The 24,403-nt window shown below is 71.4% G+C and carries 20 protein-coding genes; 13 read left to right on the top strand and 7 right to left on the bottom strand.

Features of this window, described 5'->3' with window-relative positions; all coding sequences use genetic code 11:
- Positions 1-204: 204 nt before the first annotated feature.
- The 3 genes from G6045_RS24960 to rho all read right to left on the bottom strand — a co-directional run bounded on the left by G6045_RS24960 (position 205) and on the right by rho (position 3,073).
- Positions 205-1,008: an ABC transporter permease gene (locus G6045_RS24960; RefSeq protein ID WP_165334328.1), complete on the bottom strand. Its 804-nt coding sequence runs from the start codon at positions 1,006-1,008 to the stop codon at positions 205-207.
- Positions 1,005-1,802, bottom strand: coding sequence for an ABC transporter ATP-binding protein (locus G6045_RS24965; RefSeq protein WP_165334329.1), 798 nt, complete (start codon positions 1,800-1,802; stop codon positions 1,005-1,007). Before G6045_RS24965 ends, G6045_RS24960 begins: the two co-directional genes overlap by 4 nt.
- Positions 1,803-1,921: 119 nt before the next feature.
- Positions 1,922-3,073, bottom strand: a complete 1,152-nt coding sequence (gene rho / locus G6045_RS24970) for a transcription termination factor Rho (protein WP_165334330.1) — start codon at positions 3,071-3,073, stop codon at positions 1,922-1,924.
- A gap of 372 nt (positions 3,074-3,445) precedes the next feature.
- Between rho and G6045_RS24975 the strand changes: the two genes are divergently transcribed.
- Entirely contained in the window at positions 3,446-5,329 is a 1,884-nt protein-coding gene (locus G6045_RS24975) for an ABC transporter ATP-binding protein (RefSeq protein WP_165334331.1), read from the top strand.
- Between the two features lie 99 nt (positions 5,330-5,428).
- On the opposite strand, the gene G6045_RS24980 is transcribed toward G6045_RS24975, so the two are convergent.
- Positions 5,429-7,804 (bottom strand): penicillin acylase family protein, encoded by a 2,376-nt coding sequence (locus G6045_RS24980; protein ID WP_165334332.1) that lies wholly within the window; start codon positions 7,802-7,804, stop codon positions 5,429-5,431.
- Between the two features lie 127 nt (positions 7,805-7,931).
- The gene (locus G6045_RS24985; RefSeq protein WP_235968287.1) at positions 7,932-8,510 is read right to left on the bottom strand and encodes an ankyrin repeat domain-containing protein; all 579 of its coding nucleotides are present in this window, start codon (positions 8,508-8,510) and stop codon (positions 7,932-7,934) included.
- A gap of 503 nt (positions 8,511-9,013) precedes the next feature.
- Here G6045_RS24985 and G6045_RS24990 point away from each other — a divergent pair.
- From G6045_RS24990 to G6045_RS25000, 3 genes are all read left to right on the top strand, one after another.
- Positions 9,014-10,285, top strand: coding sequence for a DUF418 domain-containing protein (locus tag G6045_RS24990; protein ID WP_235968285.1), 1,272 nt, complete (start codon positions 9,014-9,016; stop codon positions 10,283-10,285).
- Positions 10,286-10,433: 148 nt separating this feature from the next.
- Complete coding sequence (locus tag G6045_RS24995; RefSeq protein ID WP_165334333.1) at positions 10,434-11,438, top strand: LacI family DNA-binding transcriptional regulator; 1,005 nt, start codon at positions 10,434-10,436, stop codon at positions 11,436-11,438.
- Between the two features lie 11 nt (positions 11,439-11,449).
- The gene (locus tag G6045_RS25000; protein ID WP_328707887.1) at positions 11,450-11,989 is read left to right on the top strand and encodes a 2'-5' RNA ligase family protein; all 540 of its coding nucleotides are present in this window, start codon (positions 11,450-11,452) and stop codon (positions 11,987-11,989) included.
- A gap of 17 nt (positions 11,990-12,006) precedes the next feature.
- Here G6045_RS25000 and G6045_RS25005 read toward each other — a convergent pair whose 3' ends face one another.
- The gene (locus G6045_RS25005; RefSeq protein WP_165334335.1) at positions 12,007-12,147 is read right to left on the bottom strand and encodes a hypothetical protein; all 141 of its coding nucleotides are present in this window, start codon (positions 12,145-12,147) and stop codon (positions 12,007-12,009) included.
- A 149-nt stretch (positions 12,148-12,296) separates the two neighbouring features.
- Here G6045_RS25005 and G6045_RS25010 point away from each other — a divergent pair, with 149 nt between their 5' ends.
- Complete coding sequence (locus G6045_RS25010; protein ID WP_206344140.1) at positions 12,297-12,992, top strand: ribonuclease H family protein; 696 nt, start codon at positions 12,297-12,299, stop codon at positions 12,990-12,992.
- Positions 12,993-13,104: 112 nt separating this feature from the next.
- Here the strand turns inward: G6045_RS25010 and G6045_RS25015 are convergent, their stop codons facing one another.
- Positions 13,105-16,356, bottom strand: coding sequence for a family 78 glycoside hydrolase catalytic domain (locus tag G6045_RS25015; protein ID WP_165334336.1), 3,252 nt, complete (start codon positions 16,354-16,356; stop codon positions 13,105-13,107).
- Positions 16,357-16,654: 298 nt separating this feature from the next.
- Here G6045_RS25015 and G6045_RS25020 point away from each other — a divergent pair, with 298 nt between their 5' ends.
- The 8 genes from G6045_RS25020 to G6045_RS25055 all read left to right on the top strand — a co-directional run.
- The gene (locus tag G6045_RS25020) at positions 16,655-17,503 is read left to right on the top strand and encodes a CoA transferase subunit A (protein ID WP_165334337.1); all 849 of its coding nucleotides are present in this window, start codon (positions 16,655-16,657) and stop codon (positions 17,501-17,503) included.
- A 1-nt stretch (position 17,504) separates the two neighbouring features.
- Positions 17,505-18,164 (top strand): CoA transferase subunit B, encoded by a 660-nt coding sequence (locus G6045_RS25025; protein WP_165334338.1) that lies wholly within the window; start codon positions 17,505-17,507, stop codon positions 18,162-18,164.
- Positions 18,165-18,277: 113 nt separating this feature from the next.
- Positions 18,278-19,558: an extracellular catalytic domain type 1 short-chain-length polyhydroxyalkanoate depolymerase gene (locus tag G6045_RS25030; protein WP_328707888.1), complete on the top strand. Its 1,281-nt coding sequence runs from the start codon at positions 18,278-18,280 to the stop codon at positions 19,556-19,558.
- Between the two features lie 238 nt (positions 19,559-19,796).
- Positions 19,797-20,999 (top strand): substrate-binding domain-containing protein, encoded by a 1,203-nt coding sequence (locus G6045_RS25035; protein ID WP_165334339.1) that lies wholly within the window; start codon positions 19,797-19,799, stop codon positions 20,997-20,999.
- On the top strand, positions 20,996-21,772 hold the full coding sequence (locus tag G6045_RS25040) for an ABC transporter ATP-binding protein (RefSeq protein WP_165334340.1): 777 nt from the start codon (positions 20,996-20,998) through the stop codon (positions 21,770-21,772). The genes G6045_RS25035 and G6045_RS25040 overlap by 4 nt, the downstream gene beginning before the upstream one ends.
- On the top strand, positions 21,769-22,464 hold the full coding sequence (locus G6045_RS25045; protein WP_165334341.1) for an ABC transporter ATP-binding protein: 696 nt from the start codon (positions 21,769-21,771) through the stop codon (positions 22,462-22,464). The genes G6045_RS25040 and G6045_RS25045 overlap by 4 nt, the downstream gene beginning before the upstream one ends.
- Positions 22,461-23,327: a branched-chain amino acid ABC transporter permease gene (locus G6045_RS25050; protein WP_165334342.1), complete on the top strand. Its 867-nt coding sequence runs from the start codon at positions 22,461-22,463 to the stop codon at positions 23,325-23,327. The genes G6045_RS25045 and G6045_RS25050 overlap by 4 nt, the downstream gene beginning before the upstream one ends.
- Positions 23,324-24,403, top strand: a 1,080-nt coding sequence (locus G6045_RS25055; RefSeq protein WP_165334343.1) for a branched-chain amino acid ABC transporter permease, incomplete at its 3' end; no start/stop codon positions are given. The genes G6045_RS25050 and G6045_RS25055, both read left to right, overlap by 4 nt.

Below are 24,403 nucleotides of genomic sequence, written 5' to 3' on the forward strand. Positions count from 1 at the left end.
GCACGGGAACCGGCGGGCATGCCGACGATGATCCCGTGTCCGGCGCCGGGCCGCTCACCGGGTGGCGCGTGCACGGGGCCCGTGTCCGCAACTTCCGTGTCCACGACGCCGCCGCCCACGTCTCCCGCGTCCACGGGTCCCGTATCGACGACTCCCGCGTCCACGGGTCCCGTACCCACGACTCCCGCATCCACCCTCCCCGTCTCACGCATCGCGTCGCACCAGAACCCGCACCCCGGCCGCGTACACCACGGCGGTGTAGACGAGCAGCAGCGCGAAGCCCGCCCACGGCGTGAGCATCTCCGGCATCGGTCGCGACACCGCGAGCGAGTTCCCGGCGATCATCGTCGGGAAGAACTTGGCGACGGTCGTGCCCGTGGCACCCGCCAGCATCGCCGGCACCACGAAGAGCAGCCCCACCAGGACGCCGATCGCGCTCGCGGTGTGCCGGACCAGCGCGCCGATACCGACGGCCATCACGGCGATCAGCCCCAGATAGGCCCCGGACATCAGCACGGCCCGCAGCACGCCGCCGTCGGTGAGCGAGGGCTGCTCGATCGCCGGGTCGAGGGCCGCGCGGCCCACCAGGAACGTGAGGAAGGCGACGACCTCGCTGAGCACCAGCGTCACCCCGCCGAACACCGCCGCCTTCGCGGCGAGCACCAGCGGGCGGCGGGGCACGGCGGCCAGCGTGGAGCGCATCGAACCGGACGAGTACTCGCCCGTGACCAGCAGGACACCGATCACGCCGATGACCAGCTGGCCGAGCGCGACCCCGGCGAGCACGTTGTTCGTGGGGTCGAACGTGGCCGCCTTGTCGGCCGACGGCGCCTTGGTGTTGGCCATGGTGACCACACCCATGGCGATCATCCCGGCCACCACGGTGAACAGCGCCCACCACGTGGAGCGCAGGCTGCGGAGTTTGATCCACTCCATCCGCAGCACGTGCGCGAAGCCGTACCGGCCCGCGAGGACGCCGGGACCGGGGGAGAGTGCGGCGGTGCTCATCGGGTGCTCCGGTGGGACGTGGCGGTCGGTGACGTGTCTGACGGCGCGGCGGCGTGCGGCGCGGCGGCCGAGGGTCCGGCGGTGCCGCGATATGTGGCGGAACCGCTGGTGAGCCGGAAGAAGGCCTCCTCGAGGGACGCCCCGTCGGCGGTGAGTTCGGCGACACTCGTATCGGCGAGCAGCCGGCCCTGCCCGATCACCACCAAGTGGTCGGCGGTGAGCGCCATTTCACTGATCAGGTGGCTGGAGACGAGCACGGTACGGCCCTCGGCGGCCAGCCCCTTCATCAGATCCCGGATCCAGCGCACGCCCTCGGGGTCGAGCCCGTTCACCGGCTCGTCGAAGAGCAGGACGCCGGGGTCCCCGAGCAGCGCGCCCGCGATCCCGAGCCGCTGCGCCATCCCGAGCGAGAACGTGCCCGCCCGCCGGTGCGCGACCTCGCTCAGGCCGACGGTCCGCAGCACCTCGTCGACCCGGGCGCCCGGGATGCCGCCGCCCGCGGCGAGTGCGCGCAGATGCCGGGACGCGCTGCGGCCCGGATGGTACGTACGGGCTTCGAGCAGCGCGCCCACCTCACGCAGCGGCCAGGCCAGCTCCGCGTACGGGCGGCCGTTGACCAGGGCCTGACCCGCGTCCGGGGCGTCCAGGCCCATGATCATGCGCATGGTGGTGGACTTCCCGGAACCGTTGGGCCCGAGGAAACCGGTCACGGCGCCGGGCGCCACGTCGAAGCTCAGGTCTTCGACGGCGGCGGTCGAGCCGTAGCGCTTGGTCAGTCCGCGGACGGAGATCATCGAGACCCCCTTGGGGCGGTCGTCTGCGTGGTCATGCCTCGACGCTAGATCCGCCCGGGTGGCCGCCGGAACGCGGCTTTCCTCCGCCTTGGCTGGGGGAAATCCCCCAGCGCCCGCGCTCAGGCGCCGGGCACGGTCTGCTTGACCTGCTGGAGGAAGGTCGGGTTGTCGGGGGATTTGCGCAGCTGCTCGATCAGCACTTCGGTGGCCTGCCCGTTGCGTGACTGCAGAGCGCGCCGCAGCGCTCGTACGGCGGTCAATTCCGCTTCCGGTACGAGGAGTTCCTCGCGCCGCGTCCCGGACGGGGTGACGTCCACGGCCGGGAACACCCGGTGGGCGGCGAGGGCGCGGTCGAGGCGGAGCTCCATGTTGCCGGTGCTCTTGAGCTCCTCGAAGAAGTAGTCGTCGGCGCGCGAACCGGTGTCCACCAGCGCGGTGGCGAGGATGGTGAGCGAACCCGCCTCCTCGGTGAGCCGTGCGGCACCGAACAGGCGCTTCGGCCCGGTCAGCGCGCTCGCGTCGACACCGCCGCTGAGGGTGCGGCCGCCCGCGGACGCCGCGTTGTTGTACGCGCGGCACAGACGGGTCAGCGAGTCGAGGAGCAGCACGACATCGCGGCCCTGCTCGACGAGCCGCTTGGCGCGCTCGATGGCGAGCTCCGCGAGGGCGATGTGCTCCTTGGCGGGCCGGTCGAAGGTGGAGGCGAGCACCTCACCGCGTACGGAACGCTGCATGTCGGTGACCTCCTCGGGCCGCTCGTCCAGGAGCAGCACCATGAGGTGGCACTCCGGGTGGTTCTCGGTGACGGCCGCGGCCAACTGCTTGAGCAGCATGGTCTTGCCGGTCTTCGGCGGCGCGACGATCAGGCCGCGCTGGCCCTTGCCGACCGGCGTGACCAGATCGACGATCCGGGGCGTGATGCCGCCCCCGGAGTGCTCCAGGGTCAGGCGTTCGCGCGGATGCAGGGGTGTGAGGTCCTTGAAGTGCGGGCGTGCGCCGGGGAGTTGTCCGTTGACGAGGGTGACGTGGGCGAGTGCACGCCCCTTGGCACCCCGCGAGGTCACCCCCGTGGCCGTCCCTTCGACGGCGTCGCCCGTGCGCAGGCCGTGGCGGCGGATCAGCGCGGCCGGGACGTGGATGTCGCCGGGTGCCGGCAGCAGGCCGGGGGTGCGCAGGAGGCCGTTGCCGTGCGTGGTGAGATCCAGGATCCCGTACGCAGTGGGCAACTCGGCGGCGACAGGGGTGGGTTCGAGTGTGGTGGTCGTAGTCATGATGGTGCGTCCTTTCATGGACGGTGAGTTGGCATACGTGAGGGGGGAAGGGCTCAACGCGACGGAAGGGCGGGGCGCCTGAAATCAGGCGCGCACCGCACGTCGGCGGAGCAGGGGGAACCGGCTCGTAGGCGGCTGTCAGGAGGCGGAGCCATCCCGAGAGGTGCCGTGGATGCGCGGTGAGACGGGGACAGAGACTGTCCGGGAGCCCGACGAATGCGGGCGGAGAGAGGAACTGCACCGGCGCCCGATGACTCAGGGCGTACACAAGTGCCACTCGCACTGTAGCAGAGCGCTCTGGCGGCGAGTCTTCGGATTCCGTACGCGACGGACTCTTGACCTCAAGTTTACTTGAGGTCCTAAGTTCCAGGCATGAGCATGGAAACCACAGCATGGACGCAGCTGCACAGCGTGATGAACGCCCAGCAGGACCAGCGTCCCTTCGCCCGGGCCACACTGCGCCGTATCGCCGAGTTCGCCCGCCCCCACCGCCGACGTATCGGCCAGTTCCTGCTCATCAGCGTGGCGATGGCGTTGCTCGCCGTGGCCACTCCGGTGCTCGCGGGCTGGGTCGTCGACGCCATCGTCGACGGCAAGGACTCCGGTGTCGTCGTCAAGCTCGCCCTGTTCATCGCGGTCATCGCCGTCGCCGAGGCCGGCCTCGGCCTGGTCAACCGCTGGCTCTCCGCCGGCCTCGGCGAGGATCTGATCCTGGCCCTGCGCACCGCCGTCTTCGACCATGTGCAGCGGATGCCGGTGGCGTTCTTCACCCGCACCCGCACCGGCGCGCTTGTCAGCCGGCTCAACAACGATGTGATCGGCGCCCAGCGCGCCTTCTCCAACACCTTGTCCGGCGTGGTGTCCAACGTGGTCACGCTGCTGCTCACGCTCGCCGTGATGCTCAGTCTGTCGTGGCAGATCACGCTGCTCGCCCTGGTCCTGCTCCCGGTGTTCATCGTGCCCGCCCGGCGCATGGGCACCAAGATGGCCAAGCTGCAGCGCGAGGCCGCCACGCACAACGCCGCGATGGGCACCCGGATGACCGAGCGCTTCTCGGCCCCGGGCGCGACCCTGATCAAGCTGTTCGGGCGGCCCGGCGAGGAGTCCGAGGAGTTCGCCGAGCGGGCCCACCGCGTACGGGACATCGGTGTAAGGACCGCCATGGCGCAGGCCACCTTCATCACCGCGCTCACCCTGGTCTCCGCCCTCGCCCTTGCCCTCGTGTACGGACTCGGCGGCTGGTTCGCGATCCGCGGCACCCTGGACGCCGGCGCCGTGGTCGCCTTGGCCCTGCTGCTCACCCGGCTCTACGCGCCGCTGACCGCCCTGGCCGGTGCCCGGGTCGAGGTGATGAGCGCGCTGGTCAGCTTCGAGCGGGTCTTCGAGGTGCTCGACCTCAAGCCGCTGATCGAGGAGAAGCCAGACGCCCGCAGCGTGCCGGACGGGCCGGTCGCCGTCGAGTTCGACAACGTCCGCTTCGGCTACCCCGCGGCCGACAAGGTCTCCCTCGCCTCCCTCGAAGAGGTCGCCTCGCTCGACACCCGCGGCGGCGAAGAGGTGCTGCGCGGGCTCTCCTTCCGCGCCGAACCCGGACAGACCATCGCGCTCGTGGGCTCGTCCGGCGCGGGCAAGTCGACCATCGCCCAGCTGGTTCCGCGGCTGTACGACGCCGACGAAGGCGTGGTCCGTATCGGGGGAGTGGACGTCCGTGACCTGAGCGCCACGTCCATGCGGCAGACGCTCGGCATGGTCACACAGGACGGACACCTCTTCCACGACTCCGTACGCGCCAATCTGCTGCTCGCCCAACCGGGCGCGTCTGAGGACGAGTTGTGGGACGCGCTGCGCCGGGCGCGGCTCGAGCCGCTGGTCCGCGCACTGCCGGACGGCCTGGACACGGTGGTCGGGGAGCGGGGGTACCGGCTCTCCGGAGGTGAGCGTCAGCGCCTGACGATCGCCCGGCTGCTGCTCGCCCGTCAGCGGGTGGTCATCCTGGACGAGGCGACCGCCCACCTCGACAACACCTCCGAGGCCGCCGTCCAGGAGGCGCTCGCCGAGGCGCTGGAGGGCCGGACCGCCCTCGTCATCGCCCACCGTCTGTCGACGATCCGCTCGGCCGACCAGATCCTGGTCGTCGAGGACGGCCGGATCGTGGAACGCGGACGGCACGAGGAACTGCTCGCCCACGGCGGACGCTACGCGGAGCTGCACCTGACGCAGTTCGCCGGACAGGAGCGGATGGCCGAGGTGGCGTGAACGAGCCGACGGCCGGCGCGGCGTGAAGGAGCCGGCGGCCGAGGTGGCGTGACGCCGGGCGCAGGGCCGGGACCGCAGGTCGGTCCCGGCCCTCGCACGTCAGCGTTCGAGCGTCGTCACCTCCAGCCGCGGATCGCCGAGGATCTCCTCCTCGGTGAACCGCTCGCTCACCCACCGCCCCCGCGAGAACAGCCGGGTCTGATCGGTGTAGTGCGGCGAGTTCTCGTCGGCGGACTGCCCGTAGGTGAGCAGGGTGGAGGCGCGCGGCCCGTCGTCGGTCAGCGTCACGGCCATCAGGAAACTGGTGCCGAACGCGCCGCCCCGGGGCGTCCCCGTACCCGAATCGGCGCTCGCCTCAAGGACGTTGAAGCAGCCCTCCGAGCCGTCGCAGCCGGGCAGCGGCACCCCCGCCCACTTCTGCACCGCACCGAGTTCGGCGTCCACCGGCAGCCTCTCGGCCGCGAACTCCTGCACGGTGTCGGCGAGGGCGTGTCGCACCTGAGGATCCTCGCCCTTGATGCCGCGCGGTGTGGTGAGCGGCTGTCGCGGGTCGTACGGCACCTTGTGCCAGCTCTGCGACGGTCCCCTCTCGCCGAGCCGTCCGTAGAAAGAGATCCACAGCGCCGCACCGCGGCTGTCGGCGTCCGCCCGGCCGTCCCAACGCCCCAGCGCGGCACAGGCCTTGCGTACATCGACCACCTTGCCGTCGGTGGTGTCCAGACGAGGATGCGCTCGGCACAGCGCGAGGACGTCCGCGCGGCCCGTCTCGGCCGAGAGCACACGATTGCCGAGCATCGACTCGCGCAGCGTGCGCAGGCTGAAGCCCGGCGCGCCCAGACCGTCGGCGCCCGTGCCCCGCTCCTCGATCATCCGCAGGCCGAGCTGGGCGCGCGGGCCGAGGCGGGGGTTCACGTCGTAGACGGACGGGATGTCCGTCAGCGGAGCCGCCGGATTGGTGTGGTGCGGACCGTTGTTGGAGTTGGCCACGAAGTCGTCACGGCTCAACTCGGGCTGCCGGGACGGCCCGTGGATCCCGGGTACGAGCGCGTCGGGATCGCTGCCCCAGGCGCAGTCCGTCCGTGAGCCGTCCAACGCTTCGGGTGTTTCCTCGCCGCCCGGCACGGCGCAGCGTTCCAGCTGCTCGTCCGTGAGGTGCGGGACGGCCGAGGCGTCCGTGAAGTACGTCTCGCCGCTGCTGTCCGCGGCCAAGGTGTAGGTCCACGGGATGCCCTGCGAGGTGTCGTGCGCGGCGCGCAGTTCGCCCAGATCGCGTGAGGTGCCCATCGCGAGCCAGGTGTTCATCGAGCGCAGATTGCTCTCGTTGGCATCCCGCAGGGCGTACGCATGGGTGCTCGTCCAGCCGAAGTTCAGCACGGCACCGAAACGCGTGCCGTACACCGTGCGCCGCTCGGTCCGGGGCCTGCCGTCCTCGCCTTTGACCACGACTGCGACGGCGGTACGGGTCATCCGCTCGCGCTTTCCGTCGACCACATAGCTCATGGGATCGCCGGGCGCGAGCTTCAGCCGGTAGAGCGAGCCGTGCTGGGCGTTGCTCGCGGTGTGGGTCCAGGCGAGCGTGCGGTTGTGCCCGATCTCCACCAGGGGCGTGCCCTGCAGGCTCGCGCCGGCCACGTCCAGCGTGCCGGGGATCGTCAACTGCACCTGGTAGAACCGCGAGTTGCCCACCCACGGCAGATGCGGATTGGCCAGCACCATGGCGTTTCCCGCGCCGGGGCGCAGCACCTCACGGCCGAGGGCCCAGCCGTTGCTGGCCGGCCGTGTCTGCGGTGCGTGCAAGGTGGTCGGCCGGGTGCCCGCCGCTCCCGGCGGTTTCGCGTCGCCGATGGCCGCGGCGTAAGGCGCCGACCCGGACGCGGCGTTGACGTCGTACACGAGGTGCCACAGGTCCTCGGCCGTGACCGGCCGTACCCACGGTTTGCCCTTGCACCGGGCGTCGGGAATCCGGTCGACGCCGGTGTCCCGGAGATAGCGGTTGTACCCGTCGGCGTACCCCGCGACCATCTTCCTGAGCTCGTCCACCGGCCCGAGCGGAGCCTTCCGCGCGAGCAATTTGCGCACGGTGCCGGCCTCGCGCTGTGCCTTGTAGTACGTATCGCTCGCCAGGTTGTACGGCAGCTCCTCGCCGGGCCCGTCATCGCCCCCTGCCGGTTCGCCCTGCGCCCCGAAGTACCGTGACCGTTCGCCGCGCAGTGTCAGCACCGTGTCGGCGAGTTCGCACACGTTGTCCTGGGCGAACGCGTAGCCGTATCCGTACCCCAGCGATCCGAAGTCGCGGGCCACGATGTGCGGGACGCCGTACGCGGTCCGCCGGATCTGCACTCCGCTGTCCGAAAGGCCACCACCGGGCGCACCCGCGGCGGGCGCGGGCAGCACCAGCCCGGTCGCGAGCAGCCCGAACGCGGCGGCCCCGACGGCCGACCTGAACTGAAGGGATCTTGCTCCGAATAAGCGCATGGGGCCAGGCTCCCGGGGGCCGCCGGTGCGGGCATCCGGCCCAGGGCCCGTTTCCCGGGTGCCCGGTCGGCCGGAGGGAGTAGTCCGAAGGACTACGGCCCGACCGGCCGGCGTCGCGCGGTTCCCGTCAGGCCCCGGCCGCCCGCAGCAGCTCGGCGATCTCGTCCTGGCCCTTGTCCTCGGCGTGCTGCAGCGGGGTCACCCCGTCGCCGTCCGCGAGGTCGGGATCGGCGCCGCCGTCGAGGAGCGCCTCGACCGTCTCCTGGTGGGCCGCACCGCCGTCGCCGAGGATCACCGCCTCCAACAGGGCGGTCCAGCCGAGGTTGTTGACGTGGTCGACGTCCATGTCCGTGTTCTTCAGGACCTCGCGGATGTAGTCCGCGTGCCCGTGCTCACCCGCCGGGATCAGGGAGGTGCCGCCGTAGCGGTTCTCCAGCGCGTAGTCGGGCTCGGCGGGGATCAGCACCCGGGCCATCTTCACGCTGCCGGACACGCCCGTCACCAGCCAGGCGCTGTCGTCCTGCTCGTCCTGGGCGTCGGGGTCGGCGCCCGCCTCGACCAGGATCCGCGCGGCCACGTCATGGTCGCCGGTCGCGGCGAGCAGCAGCGGCGTACGGCCCCGGTCGTCACGGGCCTCGATATCGGCGCCGTCGTCGAGGGCCTCGCGTACGGCGGCGGGCTCGCCCTTCTCGGCCGCGTCGAGCAGCCGGCCCGACGCCTCGGCGTTCGTGCCCGCAGGCGCCTTCGACGCAGACGCAGACGCAGACCCGGAGCCGGACGCCGAGGCTGAGGACGACGGGCGGTCGGCGGCGGCGCCCTCCTCGGAGGAGCCGCATGCGGCCAGCAGCGTCACCGCGGAGAGCAGCAGCGCGGCCGGGACGAGGGTCCGTCGGGTCCGTCGGGTCCGTCGGGTCGGCTCCACGGTGGTCTCCTCACAGTCGGTGCTTCGTCTGCCGATCGTCGCCCGCCGGCCGGCCTCGGCACATCGCTCCACCGGTTGCCCCGGAGCGATACGGAAGGTCCCCTTTCCGGGGATACGGACGGGCTACGGCCAGGTCCACCGATCGGTTGATGCGGCCGCTCGGCAGCGCGCTCGAAGAAGGCTGGTCTCCTATGGACCGGCAGGGACCGGCACCCGTAGACCCATGGCCACCTCCTCTCGCCCAAAGTCGGAAGCGGGCCTGTGACCTGCGTCCATAGCGTCGCATCATGACTCTTGACGCCACAGCGGCCAGGGCGGGGACCGCGCGCCCGGCCGGTATGCGGTCCGCGGAACGGGCCCTCGCCCCCGACCTCGCCCGCGGACTGATGCTGCTGCTCATCGTGCTTTCCAACACGGCCTACCACCTCTGGCGGTCCGAGTACGGGCCCTCCGGATGGCAGCCGGTCACGGGCGGGTGGCTGGACCACGCCGTGCAGTTCGGGATGATCACGGTGCTCGATCTGCGGGTCTATCCGCTCTTCGCGTTCCTCTTCGGCTACGGGATGGTGCAGCTCTATCAGCGTCAGCGGGCCGCCGGCACCAGTGAGCGGGCCGCGGTCGGGATCCTGCGCCGGCGCAGTCTGCTGCTCGTCCTCATCGGCCTCGCCCACGCCACCCTCTTCATGGCGGGCGACATCGTCGGCTACTACGGGGTGCTGAGCTTCGCCCTCGGCTGGTTCTTCCTGCGCCGCAGCGACCGCGCCCTGAACCGGTGGATCGTGATCGCCGCGGTCCAGCTGCTCGTCATCTCCGCCGAACCCGTCGTATCGGCGCTGCTCCAGGGCGACTTGGGGTCGCTCGGCGAGGTGAGCGGGACGCCCGGCTACGAGGCGTACGCGAGCGAGGAGAGCGACTGGCTCACGGCGGCCGGAACCCGTCTGTCCACCGGTCTGTTCGTCACGTTCGCCGCTGCCCCCTTGTCCCTGGTCGGCGGCGCGTACCTGATCTTCCTGCTCGGCTTCTGGGCCGCACGCCGCCGGATCCTGGAGGAGCCGTCCCGTCATCTGCCGCTGCTGCGCCGTACGGCCGTGCTCGGCATCACGATCGGCTGGCTGGGCGCGCTGCCCTCGGCACTCGCCCACGTCGGGGCCCTGGACGTGCCCGCGCATGTACAGAGCGAATCCGGTGTGCTGATGATCGTGCGCGAACTGACCGGGATGGCGGCCGGGCTCGGCTATGTCGCCGCGATCGCCCTGTTCGTGGCCTGGTGGAACCGGCGTGCGGCGGGACGGAACCGTGCGTCAGGACCGAACCGTGCGGTGACGGCCGTGGCCGCCGTCGGCAAGCGCTCCCTGTCCTGCTACCTCGCCCACTCCGTCCTCTTCGCCCCGCTGCTCGCCGCCTGGGGCCTGGGCCTGGGCGCCCGTCTGACCAGCTCGACGATGGTGCTGTTCGCGACCGGGGTGTGGCTGGTGACGGTGGCGGCTGCGTACGCCTTCGAGCGGCGCGGGTGGCGCGGTCCGGTGGAAGTGGTGCTCCGCAAGGCGATGTACCGGTAGCCGGTGTGGATGAGCAGCCGGTGTATTCGACAAGGAGGGCACAGGCCAGTACAAATTCTGAGTTACTGCTGGCAGAACCGGGCCCGGCAGAACAGAGTGACTGCCGGCAGGACCGGACCGCCGCTGCAGGACGGAGTACGCACCGCACATGGCCGGCATCAAAGACGTGGCGAAGCACGCAGGGGTGTCCGTGGGCACCGTGTCCAATGTGATCAATCACCCGGACATGGTCGCGGAGGAGACCCGCAAGCGGGTGCGCGCCGCCATAGAGCGCCTGGGCTATGTCCGCAGCGAGTCGGCGCGCCAGCTGCGCGCAGGCCGCAGCCGGATCATGGCGCTGCTCGTCCTGGACATGGGCAACCCGTTCTTCGTGGACGTCGCGCGCGGCGCCGAGCGCGCCGCGCGCAAGGCCGGACTCGGCGTGATGGTCTGCAACAGCGCACAGAGCCCGCAGGAGGAGGCCGACTATCTCGGGCTCTTCGCCGAGCAGCGGGTACGCGGTGTGCTGCTGACCCCGGCGGACGCCACCGGCCGCAACATCGAGGCCTTCCGCCGGCACAACATCCCCTTCGTGCTCGTGGACCGCGTCGCCGAGGGCGTCACCGAATGCTCCGTCTCCGTCGACGACATACAGGGCGGTGCCCTCGCCGTACGCCATCTCGTGGACGCCGGACACCGCAGCATCGCCTACGTCAGCGGCCCCTCCGACCTCAACCAGGTCCGCGACCGCCGCCAGGGCGCCCTGAACGCACTCGCCGAGGCGGGCCTGCCGGCCGAGGCACTGCGGGAGCTGCCCACCGAACACCTCGACGTCGCCGCGGGCCGCGACGCGGCCTCGCGGATCCTGGGCCTGTTCGAACGCCCCACGGCCGTGTTCTGCGCCAACGACCTCCTGGCGCTCGGCGTCCTGCAGACCATGTACGCGGCGGGCGTCCGGGTCCCCGAGGAGATGGCCATCGTCGGCTACGACGACATCGAGTTCGCGGCGGCCGCGGTCGTCCCGCTCACCTCGGTGCGCCAGCCGGCCGTGACCATGGGCGCGATGGCGGCCGAACTGCTCCTGGAGGAGACCGAGTCGGACGAACACGAGCACCGGCGCGTGGTGCTCCAGCCGGAACTGGTCGTGCGCGGCTCCAGCCTGCCGGGACGTTGAGGGGACGCACGGTGGGTTCGGGGTGGGCGCATGCCCTGGGGGAGACGGCGCTGACGATCCTGCTGCCGGACGCCGACCCTTTGATACGGGAGGACTTCCCAGCCCATGTCTCGGTGCTCTTCCCGTTTCTGCACCGGGACCGCATCGACCCCTCGGTCCGCCGCAGGCTCGGGGAGCTGATGCGCACCCATGAGCCCTTCGGCCTCACCTTCTCGGAATTCGGCCGCTACCCGGGCGTCCTCTACCTGGACCCCTGGCCGGCCGACCCGGTGCGGGCGCTGACCAAGAGTGTCGTCGAGGCATGGCCCGAGTGCGCCCCGTATCGCGGCATCTTCGGCGAGGACGGACTGCAACCGCACCTGACCCTCGCCAACAGCCTGGGCCCCGAGGCGGCACCTGCCGTGTACGACGCTCTCGAAGCCGCACTGGCGCCCCTGCTTCCGCTGACCGTGACCGTCCGCCACGTGACCCTGGTCACCTGGGACGGCACGGCCTGGCGGGACACGGAGCGGTTCGCGCTCGGGACCGGGTCACCTGTCCAGGGACCGTGACCCGCGTCGCCGAGGCTTCAGCGCATCGCCGCCGCGAGCCGCGCGGCCCGCGCCTTGAGCGTCAACTGCGCGTCGTCCGCCGAGGGTTGGGCGCCCTTGGCGCCCTGGAGATGCGGTGCGCCCCAGCCCAGGGGCCGGCGGCGGCGTGGTTTCTGCACGGTCATACCGGAGTCAACGACCGAACCCGGCTTCGGTCGCACAAATGAGGTGGAGGGCACCCATCCGACAGTCGGATGGGTGCCCTCCACATCCGGCAGCCGACGCCGCGTGTACGGCGCGCGGGCGCGGAGCTGGCATCATCGAGGGCATGTCCGACTTGATCATTGCCGCCTGTGACGGTGCCGCCAAGAAGAACCCGGGCCCTGCCGCCTGGGGCTGGGTCGTCGCGGATGCCGACGGCACCCCGCAGCGCTGGGAAGCGGGACCGCTCGGCGTCGCCACCAACAATGTGGCCGAACTGACCGCGCTCGCCGAGCTGTTGGAGGCCACCGACGCTTCCGTACCGCTCGAGGTCCGGATGGACAGCACGTACGCGATGCAGGCGGTCACCACCTGGATCAAGAACTGGAAGCGCAATGGCTGGCTCACCGCATCGAAGAAGCCGGTCGCCAACCGCGAACTCGTGATCCGCATCGACGAGCTGCTCACCGGGCGCGAGGTCACCTTCCGCCATGTCGCCGCCCACCGCGCGGACGGCGACCTGCTCAACGCGATCGCCGACATCGCGGCCAGCGACGCGGCGGAGTCGCAGGAGCCCGCCGGGACGGCGCACGGCAGTACGGAGATCCCTCAGCCGCGCGCCGACCGGTTCACGGCCACACCGGCGGCCGCCCGTAAGACGGCGCCCGCCCGCAAGAGCGGGTCCGGCTCGTCGGGCAAGGCCCCTGTCATCAAGGCCAAGTTCGCCGGCCGCTGCTCGTGCGGACAGCCGTACGCGGCGGGCGAGAAGATCACCAAGCTGGCGTCGGGCGGCTGGGGGCATGAGGCCTGCGCGAGCAGCTGAATGCCTGGCTCTGAGCACTGAGGGGAGGGGCCAGCGGCTGATGCCGTCAGCCCCTCCCGCGCGTTCAGTCGGCCGGTCCCGCGCGTTCAGGACCGCCGGCCCCTCCCGTCGTTCACGGTCGCCCGCGGAACCCCCACTCCCCGTGCGGAGCCCGGAACACCACGTACCCCGGCTCGGTGCGCACAAAGGCGGCGCCCCTCGGTGCCTGGGCCTTGTCCTTCGCGGCCGCCGGTACATGCACCTCGGCGGTGGCGCCCACCGGGACCCGTACCGTCAGCCGTATCTCCTTGTCGATACGCGACCACGCCACGGCCGCCCGCCCCCGCACCGTGTCCAGCTCGGTGCGCGCCCAGTCGACGCCGTCACGGGCGTCCGGCCGCACCGTGAACGTCCGGTAGCCGGCGTCGCCGGGGCGCAGACCCGCCACGTTCTCGTACAGCCACTGCACGATGGTGCCGAGGAAGTAGTGGTCGCGGGAGCGGGAGTCCGCCTGCCAGTACTCCCACATGGTGTCCGCGCCGTTCTCGAACCAGTGGCCCCAGCCCGGGTACGTCTTCTGCAGGGCCACCGCGCGCGCCACATCGGAGTGCCCGGCCGCGCTCAGCGCGCGAAGGAGCACGCTGGTGCCGAGGCAGCCGGTGTTGAGGTGGTTGCCGCGCTCGGCGATATCGGCGAGCAGCGAGTCCGTGACGCTCGCCCGGGCGCCCGCGGGCACCAGACCGAAGGCGAGCGGGATGCAGTTGCTCGACTGCCGGTAGTGCGGGTCCTTGGCCGTGCGGTAGTGCCCTTCGGGGCCCAGGAACGCGGAGTTGAAGGCGCTCTTCAGATCCTCGGCGGCCTTCACGTAGCGTCCGCGCACCGCGTTCTCGCCGACCAGCTCCGCCATCTCCGCGGTGTCGCTCAGCGCCCGGTACAGATAGGCGCTCGCCGTGAGCCGGGTGTCCTCCGGCGGGATCTCGTACCCGGGCGACACCCAGTCGCCGAGCGCGGTGACCGCGAGTCCGTCCCGCAGCCGGCCGAGCTCCCAGTCCAGATAGCGGGTCAGGGCGGGCAGATGCTCGCGGGCGATGCGGTCGTCCCCGTAGACCCGGTACATCTCACGCACCAGGAACGGATAGACCGTGGTCCACTCCGGCGCCGGTGCCAGCTCCTGATAGCCCCAGCCGCCGCTCGGCACGATCACCGGGATCTGGCCGGCCGCGTTCTGGCTGTCCGCCAGATCGCCCAGCCACTTGGTGAAGAAGCGCTGCATACCGAGCGCGTACATCATGATCGGCGCCCCGACCTGGGCGTCCCCGGTCCAGCCGTTCTTCTCGAACATCGGCGTATCGGTCGGGATGCTGTGCAGGTTGTTCAGGACCGTGCGCCGCATGGCCTGCTCGAGCTGCTCATAGAACGGCTCCGAGCAGCGGAACGTCCCCGTGCCCTCGACCGCCGAATGCACCACGCGGCCGAGCACCTCGTCCGGTCCGGGCTTGCGCGGCAGCCCGCTGATCTGCACGTAACGGAAGCCCTTGTACGAGAACTTGGGCTCCCACACCTCCGCGTCACCGGTGCCCGCGCAGACGTATTCGTCGGTCTGGAAGCGCCCGGGCACATGGCCCGTCTCGGCGTGCACACTCCCGTCGGCCTTGAGTTTCTCGCCGTGCTTGAGCCGGACGGTCGTCCCCGCTGCGGCCTGTACGGTCAGCCGCGTCCAGCCCGCCATGGTCCGGCCCATGTCCACGAGCCAGTCGTCCCCGTACGCCGTGATCTTCACCGGCCGTACGGTCTCGACCACCTCGACCGGCTCGAGCCCCTGCGCCCGCAGCGCTCCCTTCGGCGCCTCCATCCGGACGGGAGCCCGCCAGGCCTTGTCGTCGAATCCGGCCTCGGTCCAGCCGGCCGGATGCTCCCGGGCGTCGTATGTCTCGCCCGCGTACAGGGAGTTGGTGCGGGTCGGGCCGTCCGCCATCCGCCACGCGCCGTCGGTGGCGAGGGTGCCGCGCGAGCCGTCCTCGTACTCGATCTCCAACTGGCCGAGCAGCCGCGGCTCTCCGTGCCACGGGGGCTTGTGCCAGTTCCAGACGTTGGGGGTCGTCATGCCGTAGAAGCCGCGGCCGAGCGTGACCCCGATGGCGTTGGCGCCGCGCCGGAGCAGTCCGGTGACGTCGTGCGTGGCGTACAGGACGGTCTCGTCGTAGTCGGTGAAGCCGGGGTCGAGCACCTGCCGTCCCACGCGCCGGCCGTTGATCTCGGCCTCGTAGTACGCGAGTCCGCTGACGTAGAGGCGGGCGCGGCGCACCGGCTTGGACACCGTGAACGCGCGGCGAAGGAGCGGCGCCGGCAGCTCCGGCGCGCTCACCGTGACATCGTTGTCCCAGGCTCCTTGTCCGTACGGTGCGACCACCACCGCCTCGGCCCATGCGGCGTCATCGAAGTCCGGCTGCTGCCAGCCGGCTTGCTCGCTCTCCGCGCAGCGCCAACCGGGACCGGTCACCAACTCGGTGGTGGCACCGCCGTGCTCCACTAGGAGACGGACGAGCAGTCCGCCCGGATTCACGGACGCGCCCCCGCGGTTGGTGGCCCGCACGGCGACCACCACCCGGCCGCCCGACGCGAGCGCGCCGGTCACCTCCGCGAGGTCCCCGGTGCGCCAGTTGTCGGTCTGCTCGGGCGCGTGCAGCACCTGCTCGCCCTGGACGTACAGCGTGTAGTCGTCATCGGCCGTGGCGATCACCGTGGCCTTCGACACCTGGGCGCCGTCGGGGAGTTGGAACACACCGCGGAACCAGACCGTGCCGGGCGGTGCGCCCTGCTCGGTCGCCCCGGGCGCCCAGATCCACGAGGCGCCCTCGAAGGAGGGCGCCTGCGGTGCGGCGCCGGCCCCGATCCAGTGCCCCTGCCAGTCCTCGTCGCCGAGCGCGGTCTCCCACCACCGCTCGGCGCTCCACTGCGATGCCACCCCGTCGCCGTCCCACACCCGTACCTTCCAGGCGTATCTCGTACGGGGAGCGAGCGCGGGACCGTCGTAGGGCACGCCGACCGTGCGCGCGGAGGCGACCTTGCCGGAGTCCCAGACGGTGCGCGCTCCCGTGGTGACCTTGATCTGGTAGGCGCTCTGTTCCGCGCCCGTGCCGGAAGCGGTCGACTCCCAGGCGAGCCGGGGCTTTTCGATGTCCGTGCCGAGCAGCGTCGGTGCGTACTCGACCGTGGTGCGCCCGATGCGCAGGGCGCCGCCGCTCTCGCCCTGTGTGCCGGTCGCGGCCAGGGCCGTTCCCTGCCCGAGGCCGGCCATGCCCGTGGCCGCTCCTGCGGCGGATGTCACGAGGAAGGCCCTGCGGTTCCAGGGCTCACCCCGTCCTGTCTCGCGTGCGTCGCTCATCGCGTGCCCCTCGGATTCTCACGGGTTTCGATGCTTGAAACGTTTCAATCAGGCGCCTTCGATCCTAGGCGTCCCGCCAGGAACGCCTCAAGAGGCGTGCGGGGATTTGCTGTTGAAGCGGCGGCGACCGGAGGTGAGGTGCATGGGGCAGGGCGCCATGGCAGGGCCGCAATGTATGGGCCCGTGCGCCATGGCAGCAGGGCGGTGCGGCTTCCTAGCCTCGGTGGCGTCGCGACGGCTGTCCGTCTTCAGCCCTCGCTCGGACGACTGCTTCCACCTACCGAGGGGCGTACTGCGCATGGGGCTGGACAAAGTGATCGACGATGCCGTGGAGGCGGTCGCGGACCTTCCGCACGGCGCGTCGCTGGCCGTCGGGGGTTTCGGGCTCTGCGGGATACCGAGTGCCCTCATTCATGCGCTGCTCGAGCGGCGCACCGGCGGACTGCATGTGGTGTCGAACAACTGCGGCGTGGACGACTGGGGACTCGGACTGCTGCTTCGCGAGGGGCTGATCGCCCGGATGACCAGCTCGTACGTGGGCGAGAACAAGGAGTTCGCGCGCCAATACCTCGGCGGTGAGCTGGAGTTGGAGCTGGTCCCGCAGGGCACGCTGGCCGAACGGCTGCGCGCGGGCGGCGCCGGCATCCCGGCCTTCTACACCCCCGCCGGGGTCGGCACCCAGATCGCCGAGGGCGGGATCGCCTGGCGCCATCACCCGGACGGCTCGGTGGCGGTGGCCGCACCGCCCAAGGAGACCCGGATCTTCCACGAACGCGAATACCTCCTCGAGGAGGGCATCACCACGGACTTCGCCCTCGTACGGGCCGCGGTCGGCGACCGGCACGGCAACCTCGTGTTCCACGCGTCCGCCCGCAACTTCAACCCCCTGGCCGCGATGGCCGGCCGGATCACCGTCGCCGAGGTGGAGGAGCTGGTGGAACCGGGCGCGATACCGCCCGGAGAGGTGCAGCTGCCCGGTGTGTTCGTGCAGCGGGTGGTGCCGGTGGCGGCCGACGATCCCGCGGCCGAGAAGCGGATCGAACGGCGCACCGTGCGCCCTGGAGCGGAGACCGGGCGGGCCGTGGCGCGCCCCGGTACGGAAACCGAACGGCGCACCGTGCGCCCCGTAGTGGAAGGCGGTCGCTGAGATGGCACTCACCCGGGAGCAGATGGCGGCCCGCGCCGCACGTGAACTGCCCGACGGCGCCTATGTGAACCTCGGCATCGGACTGCCCACGCTGATCCCCGGCCACCTGCCCCCGGGCGTCGAGGTGGTGCTCCAGTCCGAGAACGGAATCCTCGGCGTCGGCCCGTATCCGGGCGAGGACGAGCTGCATCCGGACCTGATCAACGCCGGCAAGGAGACCGTGACGATCGTGCCGGGCGGCTCCTACTTCGACTCCGCGCTGTCGTTCGGGATGATCCGCGGCGGCCATATCGACGTGGCCGTCCTGGGCGCCATGCAGGTGTCCGCCTTCGGTGATCTGGCGAACTGGGTGATCCCCGGAAAGATGATCAAGGGCATGGGCGGGGCGATGGATCTGGTGCACGGAGCGCGCCGGGTGATCGTGCTGATGGAGCACACGGCCCGGGACGGCTCGCCCAAGCTCGTGGACGAGTGCACCCTGCCGCTGACCGGCTGGGGTGTGGTGCACCGGGTGATCACCGACCTCGCCGTGCTCGACATCGCGGCCGGCGGGCTGCTGCTGCGTGAACTCGCCCCGGGCGTACGGCTCGACGAGGTACGCGCGGCGACGGGCACCGAGCTCGCGGTGGCGCCGGACCTGGTCACGGCGGGCGCGGCCTGACCCGCGACCACACAACTGCCCCGGTCGAAGTGGTGAGTTGACACATTCCTCGGCGCCGAGCGCGACCCCTACGTTCACGGAAACATTTCGGCCCCGTGAACGAGGAGTTCCCTGTGACGCTGCCCCACTACCGTCCGGCACCTCGCCGGCGACGATCCGGCTTCCTGCTGTCCGCGCTCGCCGCGGCCGCCCTGTCGTTCCTGCTCGCGGCGACCATGCTGAAGGCGGCGCCGCCCGCGCGCGCCGCGTCCATCGAGCAGGTGACCGGCTTCGGCTCCAACCCCGGCGCGCTCAAGATGTACCGCTACGTGCCCGACGGACTGCCCGCGGGCCGGCCGCTCGTGGTGGCGATGCACGGCTGCTCGCTGAGCGGCACCGGCCTCGCCGCCAATTTCGGCACCCGTACCGGCTGGAAGGAGCTGGCCGACCGCCACAAGTTCACGCTCGTGCTGCCGGAGACCGGCACCGCCAACAACGCCATGAACTGCTTCAACTGGTTCAAGACCGCGGACATCACCCGCGATCAGGGCGAGGTGCTGTCCATCAAGCAGATGGTGGACAGGGCGAAGGCCGACCAGTCCGCGGACCCGTCGCGGGTGTACGTCACCGGGCTGTCCGCCGGTGGCGGCATGACGTCGGTGATGATGGCCGCCTACCCCGAGGTGTTCGCGGGCGGCGGCATCGCGGCCGGACTCCCGTCCGGCTGTGCTCCGGAGACCAATGAGTGGACCTGTATGAGTCCCTCAGTCGCCAAGTCCCCTGCCCAGTGGGGCGACAAGGTGCGGGCGGCCTCGCCGGGCGGTGCCTCGCGCACCGCCTGGCCGACGCTCTCCGTATGGCACGGCACCGGTGACACCACGGTGGTGCCGGCGAACCTGCAGGAACTCGTCGACCAGTGGACGAACGTCCACGGCACCGACCAGACGGCCGACGTGTCCGACACGGTGTCCGGCGCCGCGCACAAGGTGTTCAACAACCCGGCGGGCCGGCCCGTCGTCGAGAGCTTCACGATCAGCGGGATGGGCCACGGCCAGCCCATCGATCCCGGGACCGGCGCGGGCCAGTGCGGGCAGACCGGGGACACCTACATCCCGGACGCGAACATCTGCTCCGCGCACCACATGGCCAGGTTCTGGGGCCTGGACGGCGGCGGATCCACTCCGTCCCCGGACCCGACGACCCCGTCGCCCGACCCGAGCACACCGGCGCCCGCCCAGTGCTTCACCTCCAGCAACTACACCCACGTACAGCAGAGCCGCGCGCACCAGTCGGGCGGCTACACATACGCCGACGGCTCCAACCAGCCGATGGGCCTGTGGAACACCGCCGTCCAGGCCACGTTGAAGAAGACCGGCGACGACCACTACGAAGTGGTCGCGACCGGGTCCTGCTGAGCGGGTGTGGGCCGGTGCCGCCCGCGGTCTGTGGCTGCCGCCGCCCGCGGTCTGTGGCTGCTGTCGCCACCGAACCGCCCCCGGTTGTGGTCCCGGCCCACATCGCTCCCGGCACCGTCCGCTCCTAGCCTTCCGGCGAGCACCAACCGCCAGGCCTGTGCCCGGCAACCCCCTTGTACGGAGCGGCAGTTGAGCCGCGCCCTCCGCCACCCTCACCAGCAGCAGAAGAGAGCCGACCATGCACCGAAAGCGCCCCGCGGGCCGGTGGCCCGCAGCCCTGGCCGCGGCAGCGGCGGCCCTGATCCTCACCACCTCGTGCGGCAGCCCCGGCAGCAGCGGCTCGACGGGGAACAAGGCCTCGGATCCCGTCAAGGTCGGCCTCGTGTACTCCAAGTCGGGGCCGCTCGCCACGTACGGCAAGCAGTATCTGGAAGGCTTCCAGGCCGGTCTCGACTACGCGACGAAGGGCACCGGCAAGGCCGGCGGCCGCACGATCGAGGTCCACCAGGCCGATGACGCCGGGGACCCCGCGAAGGCGGTCGCCGCCACCAAGGACCTCATCGGCCAGGGCTACGACGTCATCGCCGGCGCGACCTCCTCCGGAGTCGCCACCCAGGTCAGCCCCCTGACGGAACAGAACAAGGTCCTGTTCCTGTCCGGCCCCGCGGCCACCGACGCGGTCACAGGGGCGGGCCCGTACACCTTCCGCTCAGGGCGGCAGACCACCCAGGACATCAACACGGCGGCGGCCTTCGTCGGCGACATGAAGGGCAAGAAGGTCACCGTCTTCGCCCAGGACAACGCCTTCGGGCAGGCCAACGTCGCCGGTGTGAAGGCGGTGCTCGAACCGCAGGGAGCGAAGGTCGCCCCGCTGCTCGTGCCGGCCGCCGCGAACGACTTCACGCCGTTCGCGACCCAGGCCGAGAAGGCCGGCGCGGACATGATGTTCGTCGCCTGGGCCGGCACCTCCGCCAAGGCGATGTGGACGGCGCTCGGCCAGCAGGGCGTCTTCGACTCCACGAAGGTCGTCACCGGCCTGGACATCGCGGCGACCTGGCCGTCGTACGGGAAGGTGGCCCAGGAAGTCGACTTCCTCGCCCACTACTTCGCCGGCGCAGCGGGCACCGAGGCCGAGAAGGCCATGACCGAACGCGTCACCAAGGCGGGCGGCGAGGTCGGACTGTTCACCGTGGACGGTTTCACCGCCGCCCAGATGATCGTCCACGCGGCCGGACAGGGCGCCTCGGCGGACGAGATGGCCAAGGCCCTCGAAGGCTGGAGTTTCGAGGGTGTCAAGGGCAAGCTCACCGTCCGGGCCGAGGACCACGCGCTGCTCCAGCCCATGTTCCAGGCGCGGCTCAAGAACGGCACCCCGCCCACCGCCGAACTGGTCAAGAAGCTCGACGCCGACGCCGTCGCCCCCGGCGTGGTCGAGAAGTGACCGCCTCCGCCCCCACCGCCGCCCGGCCGGTCCTGCGCATCCGCGGGCTCGGCTGGGCGGTAGGCGGCGCCCAGATCGTCGCCGGGGTCGAATTCGACGTGGCCGAGGGCGAGTTCGTGGCCGTCATCGGACCGAACGGCGCCGGCAAGACCTCCCTGTTCAACCTGATCTCCGGCCTCGTACGCCCGACCGCGGGAAGCATCGAACTGGACCGCGCCGACATCACGGCCGACCCGCCGCACCGCCGGGCACGCCGCGGACTCGGCCGCACCTTCCAGTCCTCCAGCGTCTTCGCAGGACTGAGCGTCCTCGAAAACGTCCGACTCGCAGCGGCCGCCCACCGAGGCTCCTGTCTGCGGCTGTGGCGGCGCGCCTCGTCCGACACCGCGGCCCGGGACGCGGCCGTGGACGCGCTCGCCCGCGTCGGCCTGTCGGCCCGTGCGGCGGGCCTCGCCGGATCGCTGTCCCACGGCGACAAGCGCAAGCTGGAGATCGCCATCCTCCTGGTCACCGAGCCGCGCCTGATCCTGCTCGACGAGCCCATGGCGGGTGTCGGCACCGCCGACGTGCCCGCCCTGACCGAGGTGATACGGGCCGTGCACCGCGAAGAAGGCCGCACCGTGCTGATGGTGGAACACCACATGGACGTCCTGCTCGGCCTCGCCGACCGGGTCGCCGTCATGCACCACGGGCAGCTGCTCGCCCTGGACACACCGGCGAAGGTCATGGCCGACCCGCTGGTCCAGGACGCCTACCTCGGGGAGGCGCTGTGACGCCGCTCCTGGATGTCAGCGATCTGACGGTACGGATCGGCTCCTCGCAGATCCTGCACTCAGTCGGCCTCACCGTCGCCCACCAGGGCGTCACCGCACTCCTCGGCCGCAACGGAGCCGGCAAGACCACCACCCTCAAGGCCGTGCTCGGCCTCGTGCCCCGAACGGGCCGGGTGCGCCTGGGAGATGAGGAACTCTCCGCTCTGCCCACGCACGCCATCGTCCGCCGCGGCCTCGGCTACGCCCCCGAGGACCGCAACGTCTTCGCCTCCCTGACGGTCACCGAGAACCTCCAACTCGCCGCACGCGGCAGCGGCCCCCACCACTACGACCTGGTCTACGACATGTTCCCCGAGCTCAAGACGCGCGGCAGGCAACGGGCCGGCAGCCTCTCCGGCGGACAGCAGCAAATGGTCGCCATCGGGCGGACGCTGCTCAACGACAACCGGCTGCTGCTCGTCGACGAACCCACCAAGGGTCTCGCCCCGAAAATCGTCACCGAGGTCGCCGACGTCCTGGCGCGCGCGGCGCAGAAGGTGCCGATCCTCCTCGTCGAGCAGAACCTCGCCCTGGTCCGCCGGATCGCCGACCACACCGTCGTCCTCGAACAGGGCAGCGTCGTGCACACCTCGCCCGCCGCGGACCTGCTCACCGACGGAGACCTCACCCGTGAACTCCTGGGAGTGGCATGAGCACCCTCGTCCTGCTCTCCCTCACCGGCCTCGGCCTGGGAGCGCTGTACTTCCTCGTCGCCTCCGGCCTCTCGCTGATCTTCGGTCTCGCGGATGTCCTCAACTTCGCGCACGGCCTGTTCCTCTCCGTCGGCGCGTACGGCACCTGGTGGGCGGCGGACCGTCTCGGCCTCGGCTTCCTGCCCGCCGCGGCCATCGGTGTCAGCCTCGGCACGGTGGCAGCCGTCCTCGTCGAACTGCTCCTGATCCGCCCGCTGTACGCGCGCCCCATCGACCAGGTCCTCGTCACCGTCGGCCTGAGCCTCGCGGGCGTCGCGCTGCTCCAGGCCGGATTCGGCGCGGACCCGGTGACGTTCCCCAAGCCGGCCTGGACCGAGGAGACCAGCACGGTCCTCGGCGCGACCGTGCCCAACGACCGGTTCCTGCTGATCGGCGCCTCGATCGTGGTCCTCGGCCTGCTGCAACTGTTCCTGCACCGCACCCGGTTCGGGCTCATCGTCCGCGCCGGAGTGGAGGACCGGGCGATGGTCACGGCCCTCGGCATCAACGTACGGATCGCCTTCACGGTCGTCTTCGCCATCGGCGGTGCGGCGGCGGCGCTCGGTGGGGTCCTGGCCGGCGTCTACTACGGCGACGTCTCACCCGGCCAGGGCACGTCGCTGCTCATCTTCGCGTTCATCGTCGTCGTCATCGGCGGCATGGGCTCGGTCGCGGGATCGGCCCTCGCCGCCGTCGTGGTCGGCCTCGTCCAGCAGTTCACCAGCTACTACGCCGCCGCCGGCGTGGGCGAGGCCTCGGTCGTGCTCGTCCTCGCCGTCGTCCTGCTCGCCCGGCCCGGCGGCCTCACGGGGAGGACCGCATGACCAGGACAGCCGTACGCACCCCACCCGCGCCGACCGACGCGCCCACTGCATCCGCCGCACCGCGCCGCCGCCGGCTGCTGCGCCGCGCGGTGCCCCTGACCGCGCTCGTCGTCCTCGCGATCCTGCCGTACTCCACCCTCGACCTGCCGGCGCTGCTGCCCGGCCCGGTCAACAGTCCGGGCTCGCTCCAACTGCTCGGCGTATGCCTGGTGTTCGCCGGCCTGGCCGCCACGTACGACCTGCTCTTCGGGCACACCGGTCTGCTCTCCTTCGGCCATGCGCTGTACGTCGTGCTCGGCAGCTACACCGTCAACATCGCGGTCACCAAAGGGGAGTTCACGCTGCCCGCGGCGCTCGCGCTGACGGTGCTCGTGGGGCTGGTCGTCCCGGTCCTCCTGGGCGCCCTGGCCCTGCGCGTCCGCGGGATCGCCTTCGCCATGGTCACGCTGGCGATGGCGCAGGTCGCGGCCATCGCGGTCGCGAGCGACCCGGGGCGGCTCACCGGGGGAGAGGAGGGCCTGTCCCTGCTGCCCTCGGCTGTGCCGGATTTCCTCGCCGGTATCGACAACACGGCCAACCTCTACTGGCTCGCGCTCGCCTACCTGGTGCTCGTGGCCGCCGCGATCGCCTGGCTGGTCGACTCCGAACCCGGACGCGTCTGGGCCGCGATCCGCGAGAACGAGCAGCGCGTGGCGGTCCTCGGCCTCCACCCGTACCGCTTCCAGCTCCTCGCCTTCGTCATCGCGTCCTTCCTGGCCGCGCTCGGCGGCATGGTCCACCTCTTCCTCCTGGGCGGCTCCAGCCCGGGCATCACCACCTCCAGCTTCACCCTCGGCTTCCTCCTCATGGTCGTACTCGGCGGCGCGGGCACCCGCTGGGGCGCCGTCGTCGGCGGCGTCCTGTACGCCTACCTCGACCACCGGCTGGGCGCGCTCGGCACGTCCGAGGCGGTGGCCGGCCTCCCGGGCTGGCTGCGGGGACCGCTGTCCGAGCCGCTGTTCGTCCTCGGGGCGCTGTTCATCGCGGTGGTGTACTTCCTGCCGGGTGGGATTGCGGGGGTGGCGGGGCGGCTGCGG

Origin of the sequence: Streptomyces mesophilus, assembly GCF_011044995.1 — a bacterium.
GTDB lineage: Bacteria > Actinomycetota > Actinomycetes > Streptomycetales > Streptomycetaceae > Streptomyces > Streptomyces mesophilus.